Here is a 16930-nt window from a genome sequence, read left to right on the forward strand (position 1 = left end):
TTTCCCTCGCGACAAGACCATTCCGGAAGGAGGATCCGACATGCCAGCCAAGTCGAAAGCGCAACAGAAAGCAGCAGGTGCGGCACTGGCCGCAAAACGCGGCGAAGTCAAGAAATCCAGTTTACAAGGTGCTTCAAAAAGCATGGAGAAGTCCATGACAGAAAAGGAACTTGATGAACTGGCATCGACAAAACGCAAAGGTCTGCCGGAGAAAAAATCAGACTGATGGCACACCGCTTCCAAACTATCGACTGCGTCTTTCGGTGGCGATGGCGCAGATGGAGCAAGAATCTGTTCAGATGCGTCATTTGGTCCTTGCCAACAGCGGGGCTTCGCAGATAATGAGCGTCGCATCACCATTGGGAGAAGCCGCTTCAATGCGGTGCCGAAGGAGCAACCGCCCCGGAAACTCTCAGGCAAAAGGACCAGCGGTGATGACGGAACTCTGGAGAGAAGCCACCTTTCATAAGGACGGCTCGCCGAAGGGATAACAATCTCAGGCGACAAGGACAGAGGGGGCTCTTGAACCCGGCGTGTTTTTCACGCCATGACCTGAGCCCGCGCGATTTTTCGCGCAACCCTGGAGGCGTCCTTGGACGATACCGCCGAGCTTGACATCACGCCGTTGCATTCCCTGCATCTTTCGCTTGGCGCCCGCATGGTGCCATTCGCCGGTTATGACATGCCGGTGCAATATCCGGCGGGCGTTCTGAAGGAGCATCTTCAGACCCGCACCTCCGCCGGCCTGTTCGACGTATCCCACATGGGCCAGGTGATCGTGAAGGCGAAGTCCGGCAACAATGCCGACGCAGCGCTTGCACTGGAAAAGCTGGTGCCAGTCGATATTCTCGGTCTCAAGGAAGGCCGCCAGCGCTACGGTTTCTTCACCGATGAGAACGGCTGCATCCTGGACGACCTGATGATCACCAATCGCGGCGATCATCTTTTTGTCGTCGTCAACGCGGCCTGCAAGGACGCCGATGTCGCCCATATGAAGGCGCATCTTTCCGACGACTGTGAAATTACCCTGCTCGATGATCGGGCGCTGATCGCTCTTCAGGGACCGCGCGCTGAAGCAGTTCTGGCCGAACTGTGGGCAGGCGTATCTGAAATGAAGTTCATGGACGTGCTGGAAGTTCCGCTGCACGATGTTCCCTGCATCGTTTCCCGCTCCGGTTATTCCGGTGAGGACGGTTTTGAGATTTCCGTGCCCGCCGCAAAGGCGGAAGAGATTGCCAAGGCCCTGCTCGAACATCCCGATTGCGAGCCGATAGGTCTTGGCGCGCGTGACAGCCTGCGTCTGGAAGCCGGCCTTTGTCTTTATGGCAATGATATCGACACCACGACCTCCCCCATCGAAGCCTCGCTCGAATGGGCGATCCAGAAGGCGCGCCGCGCTGGCGGCGACCGCGAGGGCGGTTTTCCCGGCGCAGAGCGCATTCTCGGCGAACTGAAAGACGGCACATCGCGCCGCCGCGTTGGCCTGAAGCCGGAAGGCAAGGCGCCGGTGCGCGGCCATTCGAAGCTTTTTGCGGATGCCGAAGGCAAGACGGAAATCGGCGAAGTGACCTCCGGCGGCTTCGGCCCGTCGGTTGAAGGCCCCGTCGCCATGGGTTACGTGCCAACGGCCTACACGGCTCCCGGCACTGCGATCTTTGCGGAAGTGCGTGGCAAATATCTGCCCGTCACCGTCGCAGCCCTGCCCTTCATCAAGCCCACCTACAAACGATAATCTTCATCCCATCTCCGGAGAAAATACGATGCTGAAATTTACCGCAGAACACGAATGGCTGAAGTTCGAAGGCGATATCGCCACCGTTGGCATCACCAGCCACGCCGCTGAACAGCTTGGCGATCTCGTCTTCGTCGAATTGCCGGAAGTGGGCGCCACCTTCTCCAAGGATGGCGACGCGGCGACCGTTGAATCCGTCAAGGCGGCTTCCGACGTCTATTGTCCGCTGGATGGCGAAGTGGTGGAAATCAACCAGGCCATCGTTGACGACCCCTCGCTGGTCAATTCGGATCCGCAGGGTGCCGGCTGGTTCTTCAAGCTGAAGCTTTCCAACGTCGCGGATGCCGAGACGCTGCTCGACGAGGCAGCCTACAAGGAGCTGATCGCGTAATGACGACGCCCACGGAATTTCATTTCACCGACTATCAACCCTATGATTTCGCCAACCGGCGTCACATCGGGCCGTCGCCGTCGGAAATGGCGGAGATGCTGAAGGTCATCGGCTACAAGAGCCTCGATGCCCTGATCGACGCCACCGTTCCCTCCTCCATCCGCCAGAAGGTACCGCTGACCTGGGGTGCTGCGCTGACCGAACGCGAGGCGCTCGATCGCCTGCGCGAAACGGCCAACAAGAACCAGGTGCTGACCTCGCTGATTGGCCAGGGTTATTACGGCACGATCACGCCGCCGGTCATCCAGCGCAACATTCTGGAAAATCCGGCCTGGTACACCGCCTATACGCCCTACCAGCCGGAAATCAGCCAGGGCCGTCTTGAGGCGCTGCTGAACTACCAGACCATGGTCTGCGATCTGACCGGCCTCGATGTCGCCAACGCATCGCTGCTCGATGAAGCGACGGCCGCTGCCGAAGCCATGGCCATGTGCCAGCGCGTCGCCAAGTCCAAGGCGACCGCCTTCTTCGTCGATGCCAATTGCCACCCGCAGACCATCGCGCTGATCGAGACCCGTGCGGCCCCGCTCGGCTGGAAAGTGATCGTCGGCAACCCGTTCACCGATCTCGATCCGGTCGACGTGTTCGGCGCGATCTTCCAGTATCCCGGCACCCACGGCCATGTCAGCGACTTCTCCGGCCTGATCTCGCGTCTGCACCAGACGGGCGCCATCGCCGCCGTCGCCGCCGATCTTCTGGCGCTGACGCTGTTGAAGTCACCCGGCGAGATGGGCGCGGATATCGCCATCGGCACCTCGCAGCGTTTCGGCGTTCCGGTCGGTTATGGTGGCCCGCATGCGGCCTACATGGCCGTCAAGGACGCACATAAGCGCTCCATGCCAGGCCGCCTGGTCGGCGTCTCGGTCGATGCGCGTGGCAACCGCGCCTATCGCCTGTCGCTGCAGACCCGCGAGCAGCATATCCGCCGCGAAAAGGCCACTTCCAACATCTGCACGGCGCAGGTGCTCTTGGCCGTTATGGCCTCCATGTACGGCGTCTTCCACGGCCCGCAGGGTATCAAGGCGATCGCCCAGCAGACCCACCAGAAGGCCGTGCTGATGGCCAAGGGGCTGGAAAAGCTCGGCTACACCATCGAGCCGGAAACCTTCTTCGATACGATCACCGTCGAAGTCGGTCACATGCAGGGCGTCATCCTGCGCTCGGCCGTGGCGGAAGGCGTGAACCTGCGCAAGGTCGGCGCGACCAAGATCGGCATGAGCCTTGACGAGCGCACGCGCCCGGCAACGCTGGAAGCCGTGTGGCGCGCATTCGGCGGCAATTTCTCGATCTCGGATTTCGAGCCGGACTATCGCCTGCCGAAGGAACTGCTGCGCACCAGCCAGTACATGACGCATCCGATCTTCCACATGAACCGTGCCGAAAGCGAGATGACCCGTTACATCCGCCGCCTTTCGGACCGTGATCTCGCGCTCGACCGCTCGATGATCCCGCTCGGTTCCTGCACCATGAAGCTGAACGCAACTGCGGAGATGCTGCCGATCACCTGGCCGGAATTTTCCGACATCCATCCCTTCGTGCCGGCCAATCAGGCGCTCGGCTACAAGGAAATGATCGACGATCTCTCCGAAAAGCTGTGCTCGGTCACCGGTTACGACGCCTTCTCCATGCAGCCGAATTCCGGCGCGCAGGGGGAATATGCCGGACTTCTGACCATCCGCAACTACCACCTCGCCAATGGCGGCACCCATCGCGACGTCTGCCTCATTCCCACCTCGGCGCATGGCACCAATCCTGCCTCGGCGCAGATGGTCGGCATGAAAGTCGTGCCGGTGAAGGTGCGGGACAATGGCGACATCGATATCGATGATTTCCGTGCAAAAGCAGAACAGTATGCGGAAAACCTCTCGTGCTGCATGATCACCTACCCGTCCACCCACGGCGTGTTCGAGGAGACGGTTCGCGAGATCTGCGAGATCACCCACAAGCATGGCGGTCAGGTCTATCTCGACGGCGCCAATATGAACGCCATGGTCGGCCTTGCCCGCCCCGGCGATATCGGTTCGGACGTTTCGCATCTCAACCTGCACAAGACCTTCTGCATTCCGCATGGCGGCGGCGGCCCCGGCATGGGGCCGATCGGCGTCAAGGCGCATCTTGCCCCCTATCTTCCCGGCCATCCTTCGACGGACGGTCGCGAGGGTGCGGTGTCTGCTGCCCCCTTCGGCTCGCCCTCGATCCTGCCGATCTCCTGGAGCTATTGCCTGATGATGGGCGGCGAAGGGCTGACGCAGGCGACCAAGGTTGCAATCCTCAACGCCAACTACATTGCTGAGCGGCTGAAGGGCGCTTACGACGTGCTCTACAAGTCCGAAACGGGACGTGTGGCGCATGAGTGCATCATCGACACCCGGCCCTTGGCGGATAGCTGCGGTGTGACGGTGGACGATGTTGCAAAGCGCCTCATCGACTGCGGTTTCCACGCGCCGACCATGAGCTGGCCGGTTGCCGGCACGCTGATGATCGAGCCGACGGAATCCGAGACCAAGGCGGAAATCGACCGTTTCTGCGATGCCATGCTGGCGATCCGTGAGGAAGCCCGCGACATCGAGGAAGGCCGTGCGGACAAGACCAACAATCCGCTGAAGAACGCCCCGCATACGGTGGAAGACCTCGTCGGCGAGTGGGACCGCCCCTATAGCCGCGAAAAGGGCTGCTTCCCGCCCGGCGCCTTCCGCATCGACAAATACTGGTCGCCGGTCAACCGCATCGACAATGTCTATGGCGACCGCAACCTCATCTGCACCTGCCCGCCGATGGAAGCTTACGCCGAAGCGGCTGAATAAGGCATCAGTACAAACCAACATACGAAGGCCCGGAGCAATCCGGGCCTAGAGTAATGGGCAAATATCTCCAGACACTCAACGTCATCCTCGGGTCAAGCCCGAGGATGACGGTCGAGAGGCTCAGCAGCCTGCGTAAAGAACGATCCATTCCTTCATATTTCACCCGCAAGATTTCCGGCTTCGAGGAAAGAGTGACACGATTGATCGCTCCTCGTTCCATGCTAAACCGGTTCGTGAAATCCTTGGCCATGGAGAGGAAATGCGTCTGATCTGCCTGAACGGCTGGGGTGGCAAACTCCACGACGAGCTTGTTTCTTATCTCACTGCATCCGCCCCCGATATTCTGTGCCTGCAGGAAGTCATTCATACTCCGGCCGCCACGCAGGAGTGGCTGACCTATCGCGATCACGGCATTGACCTGCCGCAGCGGGCGAATTTTCTGCGTGACGTCGCCGAAGCCTTGCCTGATCATCTGGCAATCTTCTGCCCGGCGGCGCAGGGCGATCTCTTCCATGGTGAGATCAGTTATCCCTCCCAATGGGGGCTGGCGACCTTCGTGCGCAAATCCATTGCCATTGTCGCGCAGGCCCAGGGTTTCGTGCATGGCGCTTTCTCCGCCGACGGATACGGCGATCACCCAAGGTCGCGCACCGGCCATGCCATCCGTGTCTTTGATTTCGTGGCCGGCCAGCCAGCCGTCATCGCCCATATGCACGGGCTGCGGGACCTCGATGGCAAACATGACAACCCTGCCCGTCTGGCGCAGGCAAAGCGCCTCGTTCAGCTTGTCAAAAACATTAGGGAAGAAGGCGACAGGGTTATCGTCTGCGGCGATTTTAATGTTCTGCCTGACAGCGAGACATTCGCGGTGCTGAAAGAGCTGGATCTTGTCGAACTCGTCACGACACGCGGCTTCACCGACACCCGGACATCACATTACGCCAAACAGAACCGTTATGCGGATTACATGCTGGTCAACCCGGCCGTGAAGGTCGATCACTTCAATGTCGTGAGACAGCCGGAAGTCTCGGATCATTGCCCTCTGCTGCTCGAATTCAGCTAAGCATTTGCATTGCCGACAGCCTAGTTTGAGCGTTTTCGCTTTTCTTCGGATCACGAAAAACACTCTAACTTTTTATTTTGTCGCATTTCCAGACGGAAAACCGGTGGCCACTTTTCCTGGAAAGGCTCCATGCACGGGTAAAGAAGCGGGATTGAAATTCATGCGAAGGCGAAGATATAAGGGCTTTCGCCGTAAAGCTTTGTTCATCCGCGGCCCTTAAATCCGGCTATGCTTTCTACCGTCGTCACATCGCTGAGCATCGTTGTCGTGAGCCTGCTTTTTGGCGTGGCGCTGCTGGTCGCTTGGCGGCATTTCGGGCTGAAGCAACACGCCATGATCTGGGCCCTGTCCTTCATGTCGTCAGCCATCGGCCACGGGCTGCGCATTGTTGGTGGATTGTTTCCCGATCATCAATCGCTGACGGCCATGCTCGCCTGCCATGCCTCGATCGGCAGTTTCGCACTGCTGGCTTGGGGTTTCCGTCTGCGGGCGAAACGCAACAGCAACAGTGTTGCGATCGTATGGATTATTTCCACCCTGTTCATTCTTGTGGTCTGGGCTTTCCAGCTCGTGGAATGGCGCATGGCTTCGCGAATGATGACGGCCATTGCCGATGCGGCATTGGTCGGCATCATCGTGCATACGTTGAGGCGGGCGACGGGCGTCGGACGAACCGTCCGCTGGGCCATGACCGTCTTTGGCATCTATATCACGAGCGTTGCAGTCGCTGCCTGGCTTGCGCGATCCGGCGGTGAGATTTCCGACGCGGCCTTCATCATCGTCCTGTCGATCGGTACGCCGACCGGCATGATCGCAAGCGGCATCCTGACGCTTCTGATCGTCTCCGCCGATCTTGCCGGCGAACTGCAGCGGCAGGCGCGATATGATTTCCTGACCGGCCTCTTCAACCGTCGCGGGTTCGAGGAAGGCGTCATGGCAAGGACGGCCCGGCCCCGCGGCGAAAGAGGAATAGTGGTTGTTACGGACCTGGACCGCTTCAAGGCGATAAACGACCGTTTCGGCCATGCGACGGGAGACGAGGTGATCCGTCGTTTTGCCGATCATATTCGCGGTTTCGTCGGTGCCGACGACATGGCGGGACGAATGGGCGGAGAGGAATTTGCGCTGTTCATGGCCCGCCCGGACATTGCGGAGGCAACGGCGCTGGTTGAAAAAATCCGCCAGGGCGTGCCTGCGCTGTTTTTGGATTTTCCAGCGGATGTTCCCGTGACCGCCAGTTTCGGGCTGACGTCGATACGTCCGGGCGAAGACATTTCATCAGCCTATGCCCGTGCCGATGCGGCACTTTACCGTTCCAAGAACAGCGGGCGCAATAAAACCGTGGCGGATATTGCCAACGTCTCCTGAGGAAGCGCCATTCCGGGACCGGTTAAGGGACGCCGATTAGCGCACAAGCCGGATATCGCTTGTCACCACCGTCTTGCCGGTCCTGCCGTCCTTGTCGGTGGTGCGCAGCCGCAGGCCGTTGTCACCGACCTTTTCGATGGTCATGGCCGCGACGCGGTCGCCATTGATTTCGCGGTTCCAGCGGACGGTGAGATTGATCGCATTTCCCTGGCGGTTGCCGGCCAGCGCCGAAGGACGACCGGAGGGGCCGGTATAGGTGCCGCTATAACGCGCGCCGGTGGCGGCAAGATCAGCAGCGATAGCGCGTCTTACAACCACGAGACCACGACAGGTGCCCGACATGCGCAACGCCGTTGCCTTTGCGTCGGAACTCAATGTGCAATTGACATTGATGGGTGGCATGCCGATGCGGGTGATCACCGTTCCCTTGCCAGTCCATTTGCCTTCCAGCGACGACAGGAAGGAGCTTTCGTCTGCGGCTGCGGGCATCGCGGCGAAAAATCCCGCCGTTACGGCGATGATTGAGGTGCGGATTGTTCCAGTTTTTTTCATTGGGCGACTTCGTCGGTTCGGTTTCGTTTGAAAGCTAACGCGCGATCGCCGCAGGATGTTCCAGCCCGTTGAATTGCCGCCCCAACACCGCAACCGACCCTTGAAACAAAAAGGAGGCCGTACGGCCTCCTGTCTTATTCGTCTGCAAAAGAAATTCGACGTCAGCCGACGAAAGCGCGCTCGATCACGAACTCGGCGGGTTTGTTGTTGGCGCCTTCGGTAAGGCCGGCCTTTTCAAGCAGTTCCTTGGTGTCCTTCAACATGGCCGAAGAACCGCAGATCATGCCGCGATCGATCTCGGGATCGAGTGCCGGAACACTCAGATCCGCAAACAGCTTGCCGTTCTCGATCAGCGTGGTGATACGGCCCTTGAAGGGGTAATCTTCGCGGGTGACCGTTGCATAATGCTTGAGCTTGTCGCCGACAATCTCGTTCAGGAATTCGTGGTTCCTGATTTCCTCGACCAGATCGAAACCATATTTCAGCTCGGCCACATCGCGGCAGGTATGGGTGAGGATGACCTCCTCGAACTTCTCGTAGGTTTCCGGGTCACGGATCAGGCTCGCGAAAGGCGCGATGCCGGTGCCGGTCGAGAACATATAAAGCCGTCTGCCGGGTGTCAGCGCATCGAGAACCAGCGTGCCTGTCGGCTTCTTGCGCATCAGGACGGTATCGCCGGGCTTGATCGCCTGAAGATGCGAGGTCAGCGGACCATCCGGAACCTTGATCGAGAAGAATTCCAGTTCCTCGTCCCAGGCGGGGCTGGCGATGGAATAGGCGCGATAGATCGGCTTTTCGCCGACCATAAGCCCGATCATCGCGAATTCGCCAGATCGGAAACGGAAGCCGGCCGGACGCGTCATGCGGAAACGGAACAGGTGATCCGTATAATGCTCCACCGACAAAACCGTCTCGGCGTAAACACCATCAGGTATCTTGATCGCGAAATCTTCCGTCTTGGCTGGCGCGTTCATTTCAGGTTCCGTCCGTTCATTCGATAAGCGACATTCTCCGTCCGGGCAATTATACCATTTTTGCTCCGGTTTGAAGGCATGAGAATGTCAATACTGCCATGCGCAGAAAATATGTATCCTAAACTCATATTTCTACGCAACGTGTCATTGGGCCGCACGGCGACGCCAGCTATAGGCCTCGCCACCACTCGCCGGCCGGGCCGTCGGCTGGTAATAGACCGGGATTTCCGGCAGGCGATTTTCGGACAGGCGACGGATCGCCGTGTCGTTCGTCACCGCAAAGCTTGAAAAGCCGGTGCGCAGCATCAGCGGCACCTGGTCGATCAGCACATCGCCAACCGCCCTCACCTCGCCCGCAAAATTTAGACGGCTGCGCAGCAGCGAAGCGTGGCTAAAACCACGACCGTCATTGAATGCAGGAAAGCTGACGGCGACGAGGTCGATACGGTCGAGATAGGGTTCGAGCCTGAGGACATCGTCAGCCGGAGCGATGAGAACGCCGAGGCCGATATCGTTGCTTTCAGCGGCGCGGACGAGGAAATCGGCAAGCGGCAGGACCGGCTTTTGCTCGGCCGTTGCCTTCACTTCCTCGGTTTCAATCACCCAGGGATCGTTTTCCACGAAGCCGTCGCGGTTCCAGATTTTCGTCATGGCAATCTCCTCAGGCGGCTTCAGCGGCGGAGCCGTAGAGCGCATCCTTGAATGGCTGCGGTCCGACGCGGCGATAGGCTTCGAGGAAGTTTTCCTCCTTCGAAAGGCGCAAGCCCAGATAGGTGTCAACGATGGTTTCCACCGCGTCTGTCACCTTTTCCGGCTCAAAACCACGGCCGATGATCTCGCCGATGGAGGTGTTTTCATCACCCGATCCGCCAAGCGTGATCTGGTAGAGTTCGGCACCCTTCTTTTCCACGCCCAGAAGGCCGATATGGCCGACATGGTGGTGGCCGCAGGCATTGATGCAGCCGGAAATCTTGATCTTCAATTCGCCGATTTCCGCCTGACGCTCCGGTGCGCCGAAACGGGTGGAAATCTCCTGCGCCACCGGAATGGAGCGCGCATTGGCAAGCGCGCAATAGTCCAGCCCGGGACAGGCAATGATATCGGTGATGAGCCCGGCATTGGCGGTGGCGAGCCCCGCGCCCACCAGGGCGCGATAGACGGGCTCGAGATCGGCCAGCGCCACATGCGGCAGGATGATGTTCTGCTCGTGGCTGATGCGGATTTCGTCGAAGGCATATTCGGCGGCAATATCGGCGACGAGTTCCATCTGTTCGTCGGTCGCATCGCCCGGAATGCCACCGATCGGCTTCAGCGAGATCGTCACCATGCCGTAATCGGGATGCTTGTGCGGCGCAACGTTCTGCTCGACGAAGCGGGCAAAACCCTCATCCGCCCGTTTCCAGCGCGCGAGGCTTTCCCAGCCTTCGGGACGGTCCTGCAATGCCGGCGGCGCGAAATAGGCGGTGATGGCCGCGATATCCGCATCCGGCAGCTTCAATTCGGTGTTTTTCAGTTCCGCGAACTCGACCTCAACCTGGCGGGCCAGTTCTTCCGCACCGGTTTCGTGCACGAGGATCTTGATACGCGCCTTGTATTTGTTGTCGCGGCGGCCGTGCAAATTATAAACGCGCATGATCGCTGTGGTATAGGACAGGAGATCCTCTTCCGGCAGGAAGTCGCGGATCTTCTTGGCGATCATCGGCGTACGGCCCTGCCCGCCGCCGACATAAACGGCAAAACCGATCTCGCCCTTGTCGTTCTTTTTCAGGTGCAGGCCGATATCGTGAACCTGAATGGCGGCGCGGTCGCGCTCGGCGCCCGTAACCGCGATCTTGAACTTACGCGGCAGGAAGGAGAATTCCGGGTGTACGGAAGACCATTGACGCAGGATTTCCGCGTAGGGGCGCGGATCGGCCACTTCGTCAGCCGCAGCACCGGCGAAATGATCGGCAGTGACGTTGCGAATGCAGTTGCCGGACGTCTGCAGCGCATGCATTTCCACACTCGCCAGTTCGGACAGGATATCCGGCGTGTCGGACAGGCGCGGCCAGTTGTACTGGATGTTCTGGCGGGTGGTGAAGTGGCCGTAACCCCGGTCGTATTTACGAGCGATATGGGCCAGCATCCGCATCTGCTTCGAATTCAGCGTACCGTAGGGAATGGCGACGCGCAGCATATAGGCATGCAGCTGGAGATAGACGCCGTTCATCAGGCGCAGCGGCTTGAATGCGTCCTCGGCCAGCTCGCCGGACAGCCGGCGCTCGACCTGATCGCGAAACTGCGCCACGCGGCCTTCAACAAATGCGTGATCGAACTCGTCGTAACGGTACATCTTCTTCCTCAGACTGCGATGAATGCTGCATCGGCCGGCTTGTAACCGGCGGCATAGTGCATGGTGGGGCCAGCGGCGCGAATGCGCTCGCGAAGCCGCGTCGGCCAGAGCTTGCCATTCTCCTCCACGACATCGACGATGGCGACGTCAACGACCTTATTGGCGGAGAAATCGCGCTTGCCGATTTCTTCGAACGAGGCGACGGCCTCCGCATGGCGGGCCACGATTGCCCCCTGCAGGTTCTCCGTCCATTCGCCATTGGCGTCGAGCCAGACGGCGATGCCATCGCCCAGACGGTTGGCGGTCAAAACCTTGTCAACCATTTGCATACTCCCTTTTGAGGCTCGCCGGCTTCACAGCAAGCGCAAGCGCCTCGGATCTGTCGAAATTGGCGCCCGCCACCGCATCGCCGATGATGACCATGACCGGGCCGGTCAGCTCATCGCGATATTCGAGGTCGGGCAGATCGTTCAATGTGCCATGCAGCAGGCGGCGATCCGCGCGGCTGGCATTTTCGATGACGGCCACCGTCGTTTCCACGCCGAGACCAGCCTCGATCAGCCTTGTCGCGACCGACGCTGCAACGCTGCGGCCCATATAGACGGCAATCGTCGCACCGGAGACGGCAAGCCGCGCCCAGTCCGGCAGGACATCGCCGGTCAGGTCGTGGCCGGTGGTGAAAATCAGTGACGAAGCGACACCGCGCAGCGTCAACGGCAATTCGAAATCGGCAGCGGCGGCGAAAGCCGACGTAATGCCCGGAACGATCTCGTAACCGATACCAGCATCGCGCAGCGCCGCCATTTCCTCGCCTGCGCGGCCATAGACCAGCGGATCACCGGATTTGAGACGCACGACGCGCCTGCCATCTTTGCCCAAGCGTACCAGCAGGCGGTTGATCTCGTCCTGCGACTTGCTGTGGCAGCCCTTGCGCTTGCCGACGGACAGCCGCTCGGCGTCGCGGCGGCCCATATCGACGATTGCCTGCGGCACCAGCGCATCATAGACAATGACGTCGGCTTCCATCAGAACACGCTGCGCGCGCAGCGTCAGCAAATCTTCCACACCCGGGCCAGCACCGACAAGCCAGACGCGTCCTTCGCTGCGTTCGGGCGATTGCAGCAACCGGTCAGCGGCCTCACGAGCCGAGGATGTATCGCCTAGAGCGACCGCATCCGCGACCTGACCGGAGAAAAACCGACGCCAGAAATTGCGCCGCAAGGCACCCTTGGGGACATTCTGCTCGGCCGCGTCACGATATTGCACGGCAAGGCGGGCAAGCTTGCCGAGCGACGGTGACAGCATCTGATCGATGCGTGCACGGATCATCTGGGCAAGAACCGGCCCTGCGCCTTCGGTGCCGATCGCGATGGCGACAGGCGCACGGGCGACGAGTGCCGGCGTGAAGAAATCGCAGAATTCCGGCTGATCCACCGCATTGGCAGGGATTTTCTTTGCGCGCGCGGCTGAGACAATCTCGCGGTCCAGCACGTCGTCGCCCGTTGCGGCAAAAACCAGCGTTGCGCCATCGATCAGCCGGCTGGAAAAGCCCAGCGCCCGATGATCAATGCCTTTGTCACGCAGATAGCGCGCGAAATCCTCTTCCGGCTCATCGGCATAGGCGACGATATGCGCATTGGTGTTGGCAAGAAGCCTGACCTTTGCGAAAGCCTCGTCACCATTTCCGAAAACAGCCACCTGCCTGCCCTCAACCCGGAAGAAAGCGGGGAAGGTCGAAAGGCGGTCGCCGACGGCGGAAAAATCATCTTCGTTGTGCATCGGGCATTTATCCCGCATTGCCGCGCAAGATTGAAGAAACAGAAATTCAAGCCTTTCCGACACCTGGATTTTTATTTCTCGAAGACCCCCGTTTTGGAGGAAAACAAACCGTCACCTCTGTTACGGCTCAGTCAAAGGCCTCGAAATCCCGTGAGAATCCCTTGACAAACGAGGTGCTCGCGCCGAACAAGGGGAGGCAATTTTCGTCGATTTCTCCAAGCAAAAACCGCTTTTCCCTAAGGCGGGACGAAGGATCAGACCCTTGACAAGCTCCAGCATCGCCGCCCGTCTTCTCGATGTCATCGAACACGATATCCTGCCCTTGACGGCGCGCGGCGTCAGCCTCGGCAACAAGGTTTTCGGTGCGGCTATCCTGCGCAAATCCGACCTGTCGCTGGTGATCGCGGAGACGAATAACGAGCTCGAAAACCCGCTCTGGCACGGCGAAGTGCATGCGCTGAAGCGGTTTTACGAGCTGGGAGAAAAGCCGAACACGAAGGAGCTGATTTTCCTTTCGACCCATGAACCCTGCACCATGTGCATGTCCGCCATCACCTGGGCCGGTTTCGACAATTTCTATTCCTTCTTCAGCCACGAGGATTCCCGCGATGCTTTCGCGATCCCGCACGATCTTAAAATTCTGAAGGAAGTTTTCGGGCTGGAGCCGGGCGGATATCGCCGCAACAACGCCTTCTGGAACTCTTTCTTCATCGCCGATCTGGTGGAGAGCGAAGACGATCCGCTGAAAACCGCGCTGAAGGCGCAGACAGCCCGGATCAAGGCCGCCTATGACGATCTGTCCACCAGCTATCAGTCATCGAAGAGCAGCAACGATATTCCGCTGAACTAGAGCTTTTCCAGACGGTTTTCCCTCTGGAAAAGCATGAAAACAAAGAATGAAGGTTTGAGACATATGGAAGCCTCGAAGGATATTTCCCGCCTGATCGAGATCATGCAAGCCCTGCGCCAGCCCGAAACCGGTTGCCCCTGGGATGTCGTCCAGACCTTCGAGACGATCAAGCCCTATACGATCGAAGAGGCCTACGAAGTCGCCGACGCCATCGAGCGCAAGGATATGGACGATCTTTGCGATGAGCTGGGTGACCTGTTGCTGCAGGTGGTCTTCCACTCCCGCATTGCCGAGGAACGGGGCGAATTCGCCTTTGGCGACGTGGTTGAGGCCGTCACCTCAAAGATGATCCGCCGCCATCCGCATGTCTTTGCCGTGTCCGATGCCGATACGCCTGACAGCGTCAAGCTGCAATGGGACAAGATCAAGGCCGAGGAAAAACGCGAGCGTGGGGAGCGCCGTGCGCGCCGGGGTATTACCGAGGATTTCAAGGCTGGCTTTCTGGGCGGCGTGCAGCGCAGCCAGCCGGCGCTCACTGAGGCCCTGAAGCTGCAGGAACAGGCCGCGCGCGCCGGTTTCGACTGGTCGGATCCCGCTCCCATTCTCGACAAGATCGAGGAGGAAATCGCCGAACTGCGTGAGGCGCTGGCGGAGGGAAAGCCGGAGAAGGTCTCGGACGAACTCGGCGATCTCATTTTCGCGCTGGTCAATATCGGCCGCCACGTCAAGGCCGATCCGGAAAATGCGCTTCGCGGCACCAATACGAAATTCCGCAGGCGTTTCAATCACATCGAAACGTCGCTCACCGAAAACGGCGAGACGCTTGAAGAAGCGAGCCTTGAGAGAATGGAAGACCTGTGGCAGGCGGCAAAACGCATCGAACGGTCGCTCGATACGGTCTCGTGCTGATCAGTCGGATATGCAGTGAACCCGGGAAGGCACAGCACCTCTCTTATGGTTGGGGAATGCATCTGGCAGCAGCGCAGCATCCGCAACCGTCACCCCGGATTTAGTCCGGGGTCCAGCGCGATCAAGTCTTTGATCGCAAAAGACTCATTCCTCACGGCGCAGACGCGCCGTGGCTGGATGCCGGATCAAGTCCGGCATGACGGGAAGAGTTTGGTACAATGCGAGGAGCGCTTACTGCTCCCAGTCTTCGCGCTCGCGGATGGTCGCCTTGCCAAGCTTCCGTTCCAGTTCGGAGGCCTGCGCTTCCGATAGGCGTACATCCAGCGCAACCGAGCCGTCCTCATGGTCTTCACGGTTATCGACGATGGAGTTGCTGTAGACCCAGGAGATCAGCGGCAATTGCTCGACGGAGAGGACAACGGTCGTTTCCGTCAGGACGCCGGACAGACGCGCCGAAATCTCGTCCATCAGGGCATCGACGCCCTCGCCCGCGACGGCCGAAACGGCGCAGATGTTGGAGCGGCCTTCGGCGCGCTCGATGATGGCGTCATGCGCTTCCGGCTCGAGACGGTCAACCTTGTTCCACACCTCGATGATACGCTTTTCGGCTTCCTTCTCGTCAATGCCGAGATCGCCGAGAATGCGCAGCACGTCGGCCGACTGGGCGGCATTGTCAGGATCGGACATGTCGCGCACGTGCAGAACGAGATCGGCTTCGAGCACCTCTTCCAGCGTTGCACGGAAAGCGGCGACAAGATGCGTCGGCAGATCGGAGATGAATCCCACCGTATCGGACAGGATGACCGTGCGGCCATGCGGCAGCTTCATGCGGCGCAATGTCGGATCAAGCGTGGCGAACAGCATGTCCTCGGCCAGAACGCCAGCACCCGTGATGCGGTTGAACAGCGTGGATTTGCCGGCGTTGGTGTAACCGACAAGTGCTACGATCGGATGCGGCACCTTGCGGCGCTTGGCGCGGTGAAGCTGGCGGGTGCGAACCACCTGCTCAAGCTCCTTCTCAAGCTTGACGATGCGATCCTGCAGCAAGCGTCTGTCGGCCTCGATCTGCGTTTCACCCGGACCGCCCATGAAGCCTGCACCACCGCGCTGGCGTTCAAGGTGGGTCCAGCTTCTGACGAGGCGGCCCTTCTGGTAATTCAGATGCGCAAGATCGACCTGCAGCGTGCCTTCCTTGGTGGAGGCGCGGCGGCCGAAGATTTCGAGGATCAGACCCGTGCGGTCGATGACCTTGCAATTCCACTGTTTTTCGAGATTGCGCTGCTGCACCGGCGTCAGGGGATGATCAACGATCACGAGGCCGGAATCGGTCTCATCCAGAAGATGGCCGATTTCCTCGATCTTGCCGGTTCCAAAGAGCGTTGCGGGGCGCGGCTGGTTGACCGGCACGATCAGGCCTTGAGTGACCTCCAGGTCGATGGCAAGCGCGAGACCCTTTGCTTCCTCAAGTTTTGCTTCGACAGACCGGCTGGCGGTAGCCGGGGCTGCCGCCGCGTCGCGGCTTTCGCGTTGCTGCTTGAGAACCGGTACGAGAACCACGGCGCGCATGTCGTCGCGGCGCTTCTCCTGCTCCGGAATGATCGATTCGTTCGAGGTGTCTCGCGTCGAAATGGGCTCAGCCTTATCCAGAAAGAACATTGCGGCCGACCGCATCCGCGCGGACGGCCTTGGGAATAAACCTGACGAGACCGGAAATGTTCCCGGTGCGGGTCAGCTTATGTTGAAGATACCGTCGCAGGAGCCTGATCAGGCTGCGCCTTCTTCGCTCTCGAACATCTGCATCGGCTGGCCGGGCATGATGGTGGAGATCGCATGCTTGTAGACCAGCTGCGAATGACCGTCACGGCGCAAAAGCACGCAGAAATTGTCGAAGGAGGTGACAACGCCGGTCAGCTTGACGCCGTTGATCAGAAAAATCGTGAGCGAGATCTTTTGCTTACGAACGGTATTGAGGAAGAGATCCTGAAGGTTTTGAGAACGTTCCGCCATGGCGCCGCTTCTTTCTTTTTTGCCGGCAGGGATACCGGAAAATAATCCATCAATAATAAGCCGGCCAAGTCTTGTCCCCCGCTTCGCCGACCTCAAACTCTGGTATCAA

16 protein-coding genes and 1 riboswitch are annotated in these 16930 nt (G+C 59.6%); of the genes, 8 read left to right on the top strand and 8 right to left on the bottom strand.

Features of this window, described 5'->3' with window-relative positions; all coding sequences use genetic code 11:
• The first annotated feature begins 40 nt into the window (after positions 1-40).
• The 6 genes from G3A56_RS03765 (at position 41) to G3A56_RS03790 (ending at position 7418) form a co-directional block, all read left to right on the top strand.
• A complete protein-coding gene (locus G3A56_RS03765) occupies positions 41-226 on the top strand; it encodes a DUF3008 family protein (protein WP_003496099.1) in 186 nt (61 codons plus the stop codon).
• Between the two features lie 124 nt (positions 227-350).
• Positions 351-438: riboswitch (glycine riboswitch) on the top strand.
• 154 nt (positions 439-592) lie between these two features.
• The gene (gene gcvT / locus G3A56_RS03770) at positions 593-1732 is read left to right on the top strand and encodes a glycine cleavage system aminomethyltransferase GcvT (protein WP_082184218.1); all 1140 of its coding nucleotides are present in this window, start codon (positions 593-595) and stop codon (positions 1730-1732) included.
• A gap of 28 nt (positions 1733-1760) precedes the next feature.
• Positions 1761-2123: a glycine cleavage system protein GcvH gene (gcvH, locus tag G3A56_RS03775; RefSeq protein WP_082184217.1), complete on the top strand. Its 363-nt coding sequence runs from the start codon at positions 1761-1763 to the stop codon at positions 2121-2123.
• A complete protein-coding gene (gene gcvP / locus G3A56_RS03780; RefSeq protein ID WP_082184216.1) occupies positions 2123-4987 on the top strand; it encodes an aminomethyl-transferring glycine dehydrogenase in 2865 nt (954 codons plus the stop codon). The genes gcvH and gcvP overlap by 1 nt, the downstream gene beginning before the upstream one ends.
• Positions 4988-5246: 259 nt before the next feature.
• Positions 5247-6050 carry an endonuclease/exonuclease/phosphatase family protein gene (locus G3A56_RS03785; protein ID WP_082184214.1) on the top strand — a complete coding sequence of 268 codons (804 nt, stop codon included), beginning with the start codon at positions 5247-5249 and terminating at the stop codon, positions 6048-6050.
• 267 nt (positions 6051-6317) lie between these two features.
• A complete protein-coding gene (locus G3A56_RS03790) occupies positions 6318-7418 on the top strand; it encodes a GGDEF domain-containing protein (RefSeq protein WP_246231151.1) in 1101 nt (366 codons plus the stop codon).
• A gap of 36 nt (positions 7419-7454) precedes the next feature.
• On the opposite strand, the gene G3A56_RS03795 is transcribed toward G3A56_RS03790, so the two are convergent.
• The 6 genes from G3A56_RS03795 to cysG form a co-directional block, all read right to left on the bottom strand.
• A complete protein-coding gene (locus tag G3A56_RS03795; protein ID WP_003496111.1) occupies positions 7455-7970 on the bottom strand; it encodes a hypothetical protein in 516 nt (171 codons plus the stop codon).
• A gap of 161 nt (positions 7971-8131) precedes the next feature.
• Positions 8132-8944 carry a ferredoxin--NADP reductase gene (locus G3A56_RS03800; protein WP_082184212.1) on the bottom strand — a complete coding sequence of 271 codons (813 nt, stop codon included), beginning with the start codon at positions 8942-8944 and terminating at the stop codon, positions 8132-8134.
• 144 nt (positions 8945-9088) lie between these two features.
• Positions 9089-9595: a DUF934 domain-containing protein gene (locus G3A56_RS03805; protein WP_082184211.1), complete on the bottom strand. Its 507-nt coding sequence runs from the start codon at positions 9593-9595 to the stop codon at positions 9089-9091.
• A 10-nt stretch (positions 9596-9605) separates the two neighbouring features.
• Complete coding sequence (locus G3A56_RS03810) at positions 9606-11276, bottom strand: nitrite/sulfite reductase (protein WP_082184210.1); 1671 nt, start codon at positions 11274-11276, stop codon at positions 9606-9608.
• A gap of 8 nt (positions 11277-11284) precedes the next feature.
• A complete protein-coding gene (locus tag G3A56_RS03815; RefSeq protein WP_082184209.1) occupies positions 11285-11599 on the bottom strand; it encodes a DUF2849 domain-containing protein in 315 nt (104 codons plus the stop codon).
• The gene (gene cysG / locus G3A56_RS03820; protein WP_082184208.1) at positions 11592-13055 is read right to left on the bottom strand and encodes a siroheme synthase CysG; all 1464 of its coding nucleotides are present in this window, start codon (positions 13053-13055) and stop codon (positions 11592-11594) included. Before cysG ends, G3A56_RS03815 begins: the two co-directional genes overlap by 8 nt.
• 262 nt (positions 13056-13317) lie before the next feature.
• On the opposite strand from cysG, the gene G3A56_RS03825 reads away from it, so the two are divergent.
• Together G3A56_RS03825 and mazG are read left to right on the top strand one after the other, a co-directional pair.
• Positions 13318-13905: a deaminase gene (locus tag G3A56_RS03825; RefSeq protein ID WP_003496123.1), complete on the top strand. Its 588-nt coding sequence runs from the start codon at positions 13318-13320 to the stop codon at positions 13903-13905.
• A 63-nt stretch (positions 13906-13968) separates the two neighbouring features.
• Complete coding sequence (gene mazG / locus G3A56_RS03830) at positions 13969-14814, top strand: nucleoside triphosphate pyrophosphohydrolase (protein ID WP_082184676.1); 846 nt, start codon at positions 13969-13971, stop codon at positions 14812-14814.
• A 231-nt stretch (positions 14815-15045) separates the two neighbouring features.
• On the opposite strand, the gene hflX is transcribed toward mazG, so the two are convergent.
• Together hflX and hfq are read right to left on the bottom strand one after the other, a co-directional pair.
• Positions 15046-16470, bottom strand: coding sequence for a GTPase HflX (gene hflX / locus G3A56_RS03835; protein WP_175414375.1), 1425 nt, complete (start codon positions 16468-16470; stop codon positions 15046-15048).
• Positions 16471-16578: 108 nt separating this feature from the next.
• Positions 16579-16821, bottom strand: coding sequence for an RNA chaperone Hfq (hfq, locus tag G3A56_RS03840; RefSeq protein WP_003496145.1), 243 nt, complete (start codon positions 16819-16821; stop codon positions 16579-16581).
• Between the last annotated feature and the right edge of the window lie 109 nt (positions 16822-16930).

Source organism: Rhizobium oryzihabitans (assembly GCF_010669145.1).
In the GTDB taxonomy this organism is placed as follows: domain Bacteria; phylum Pseudomonadota; class Alphaproteobacteria; order Rhizobiales; family Rhizobiaceae; genus Agrobacterium; species Agrobacterium oryzihabitans.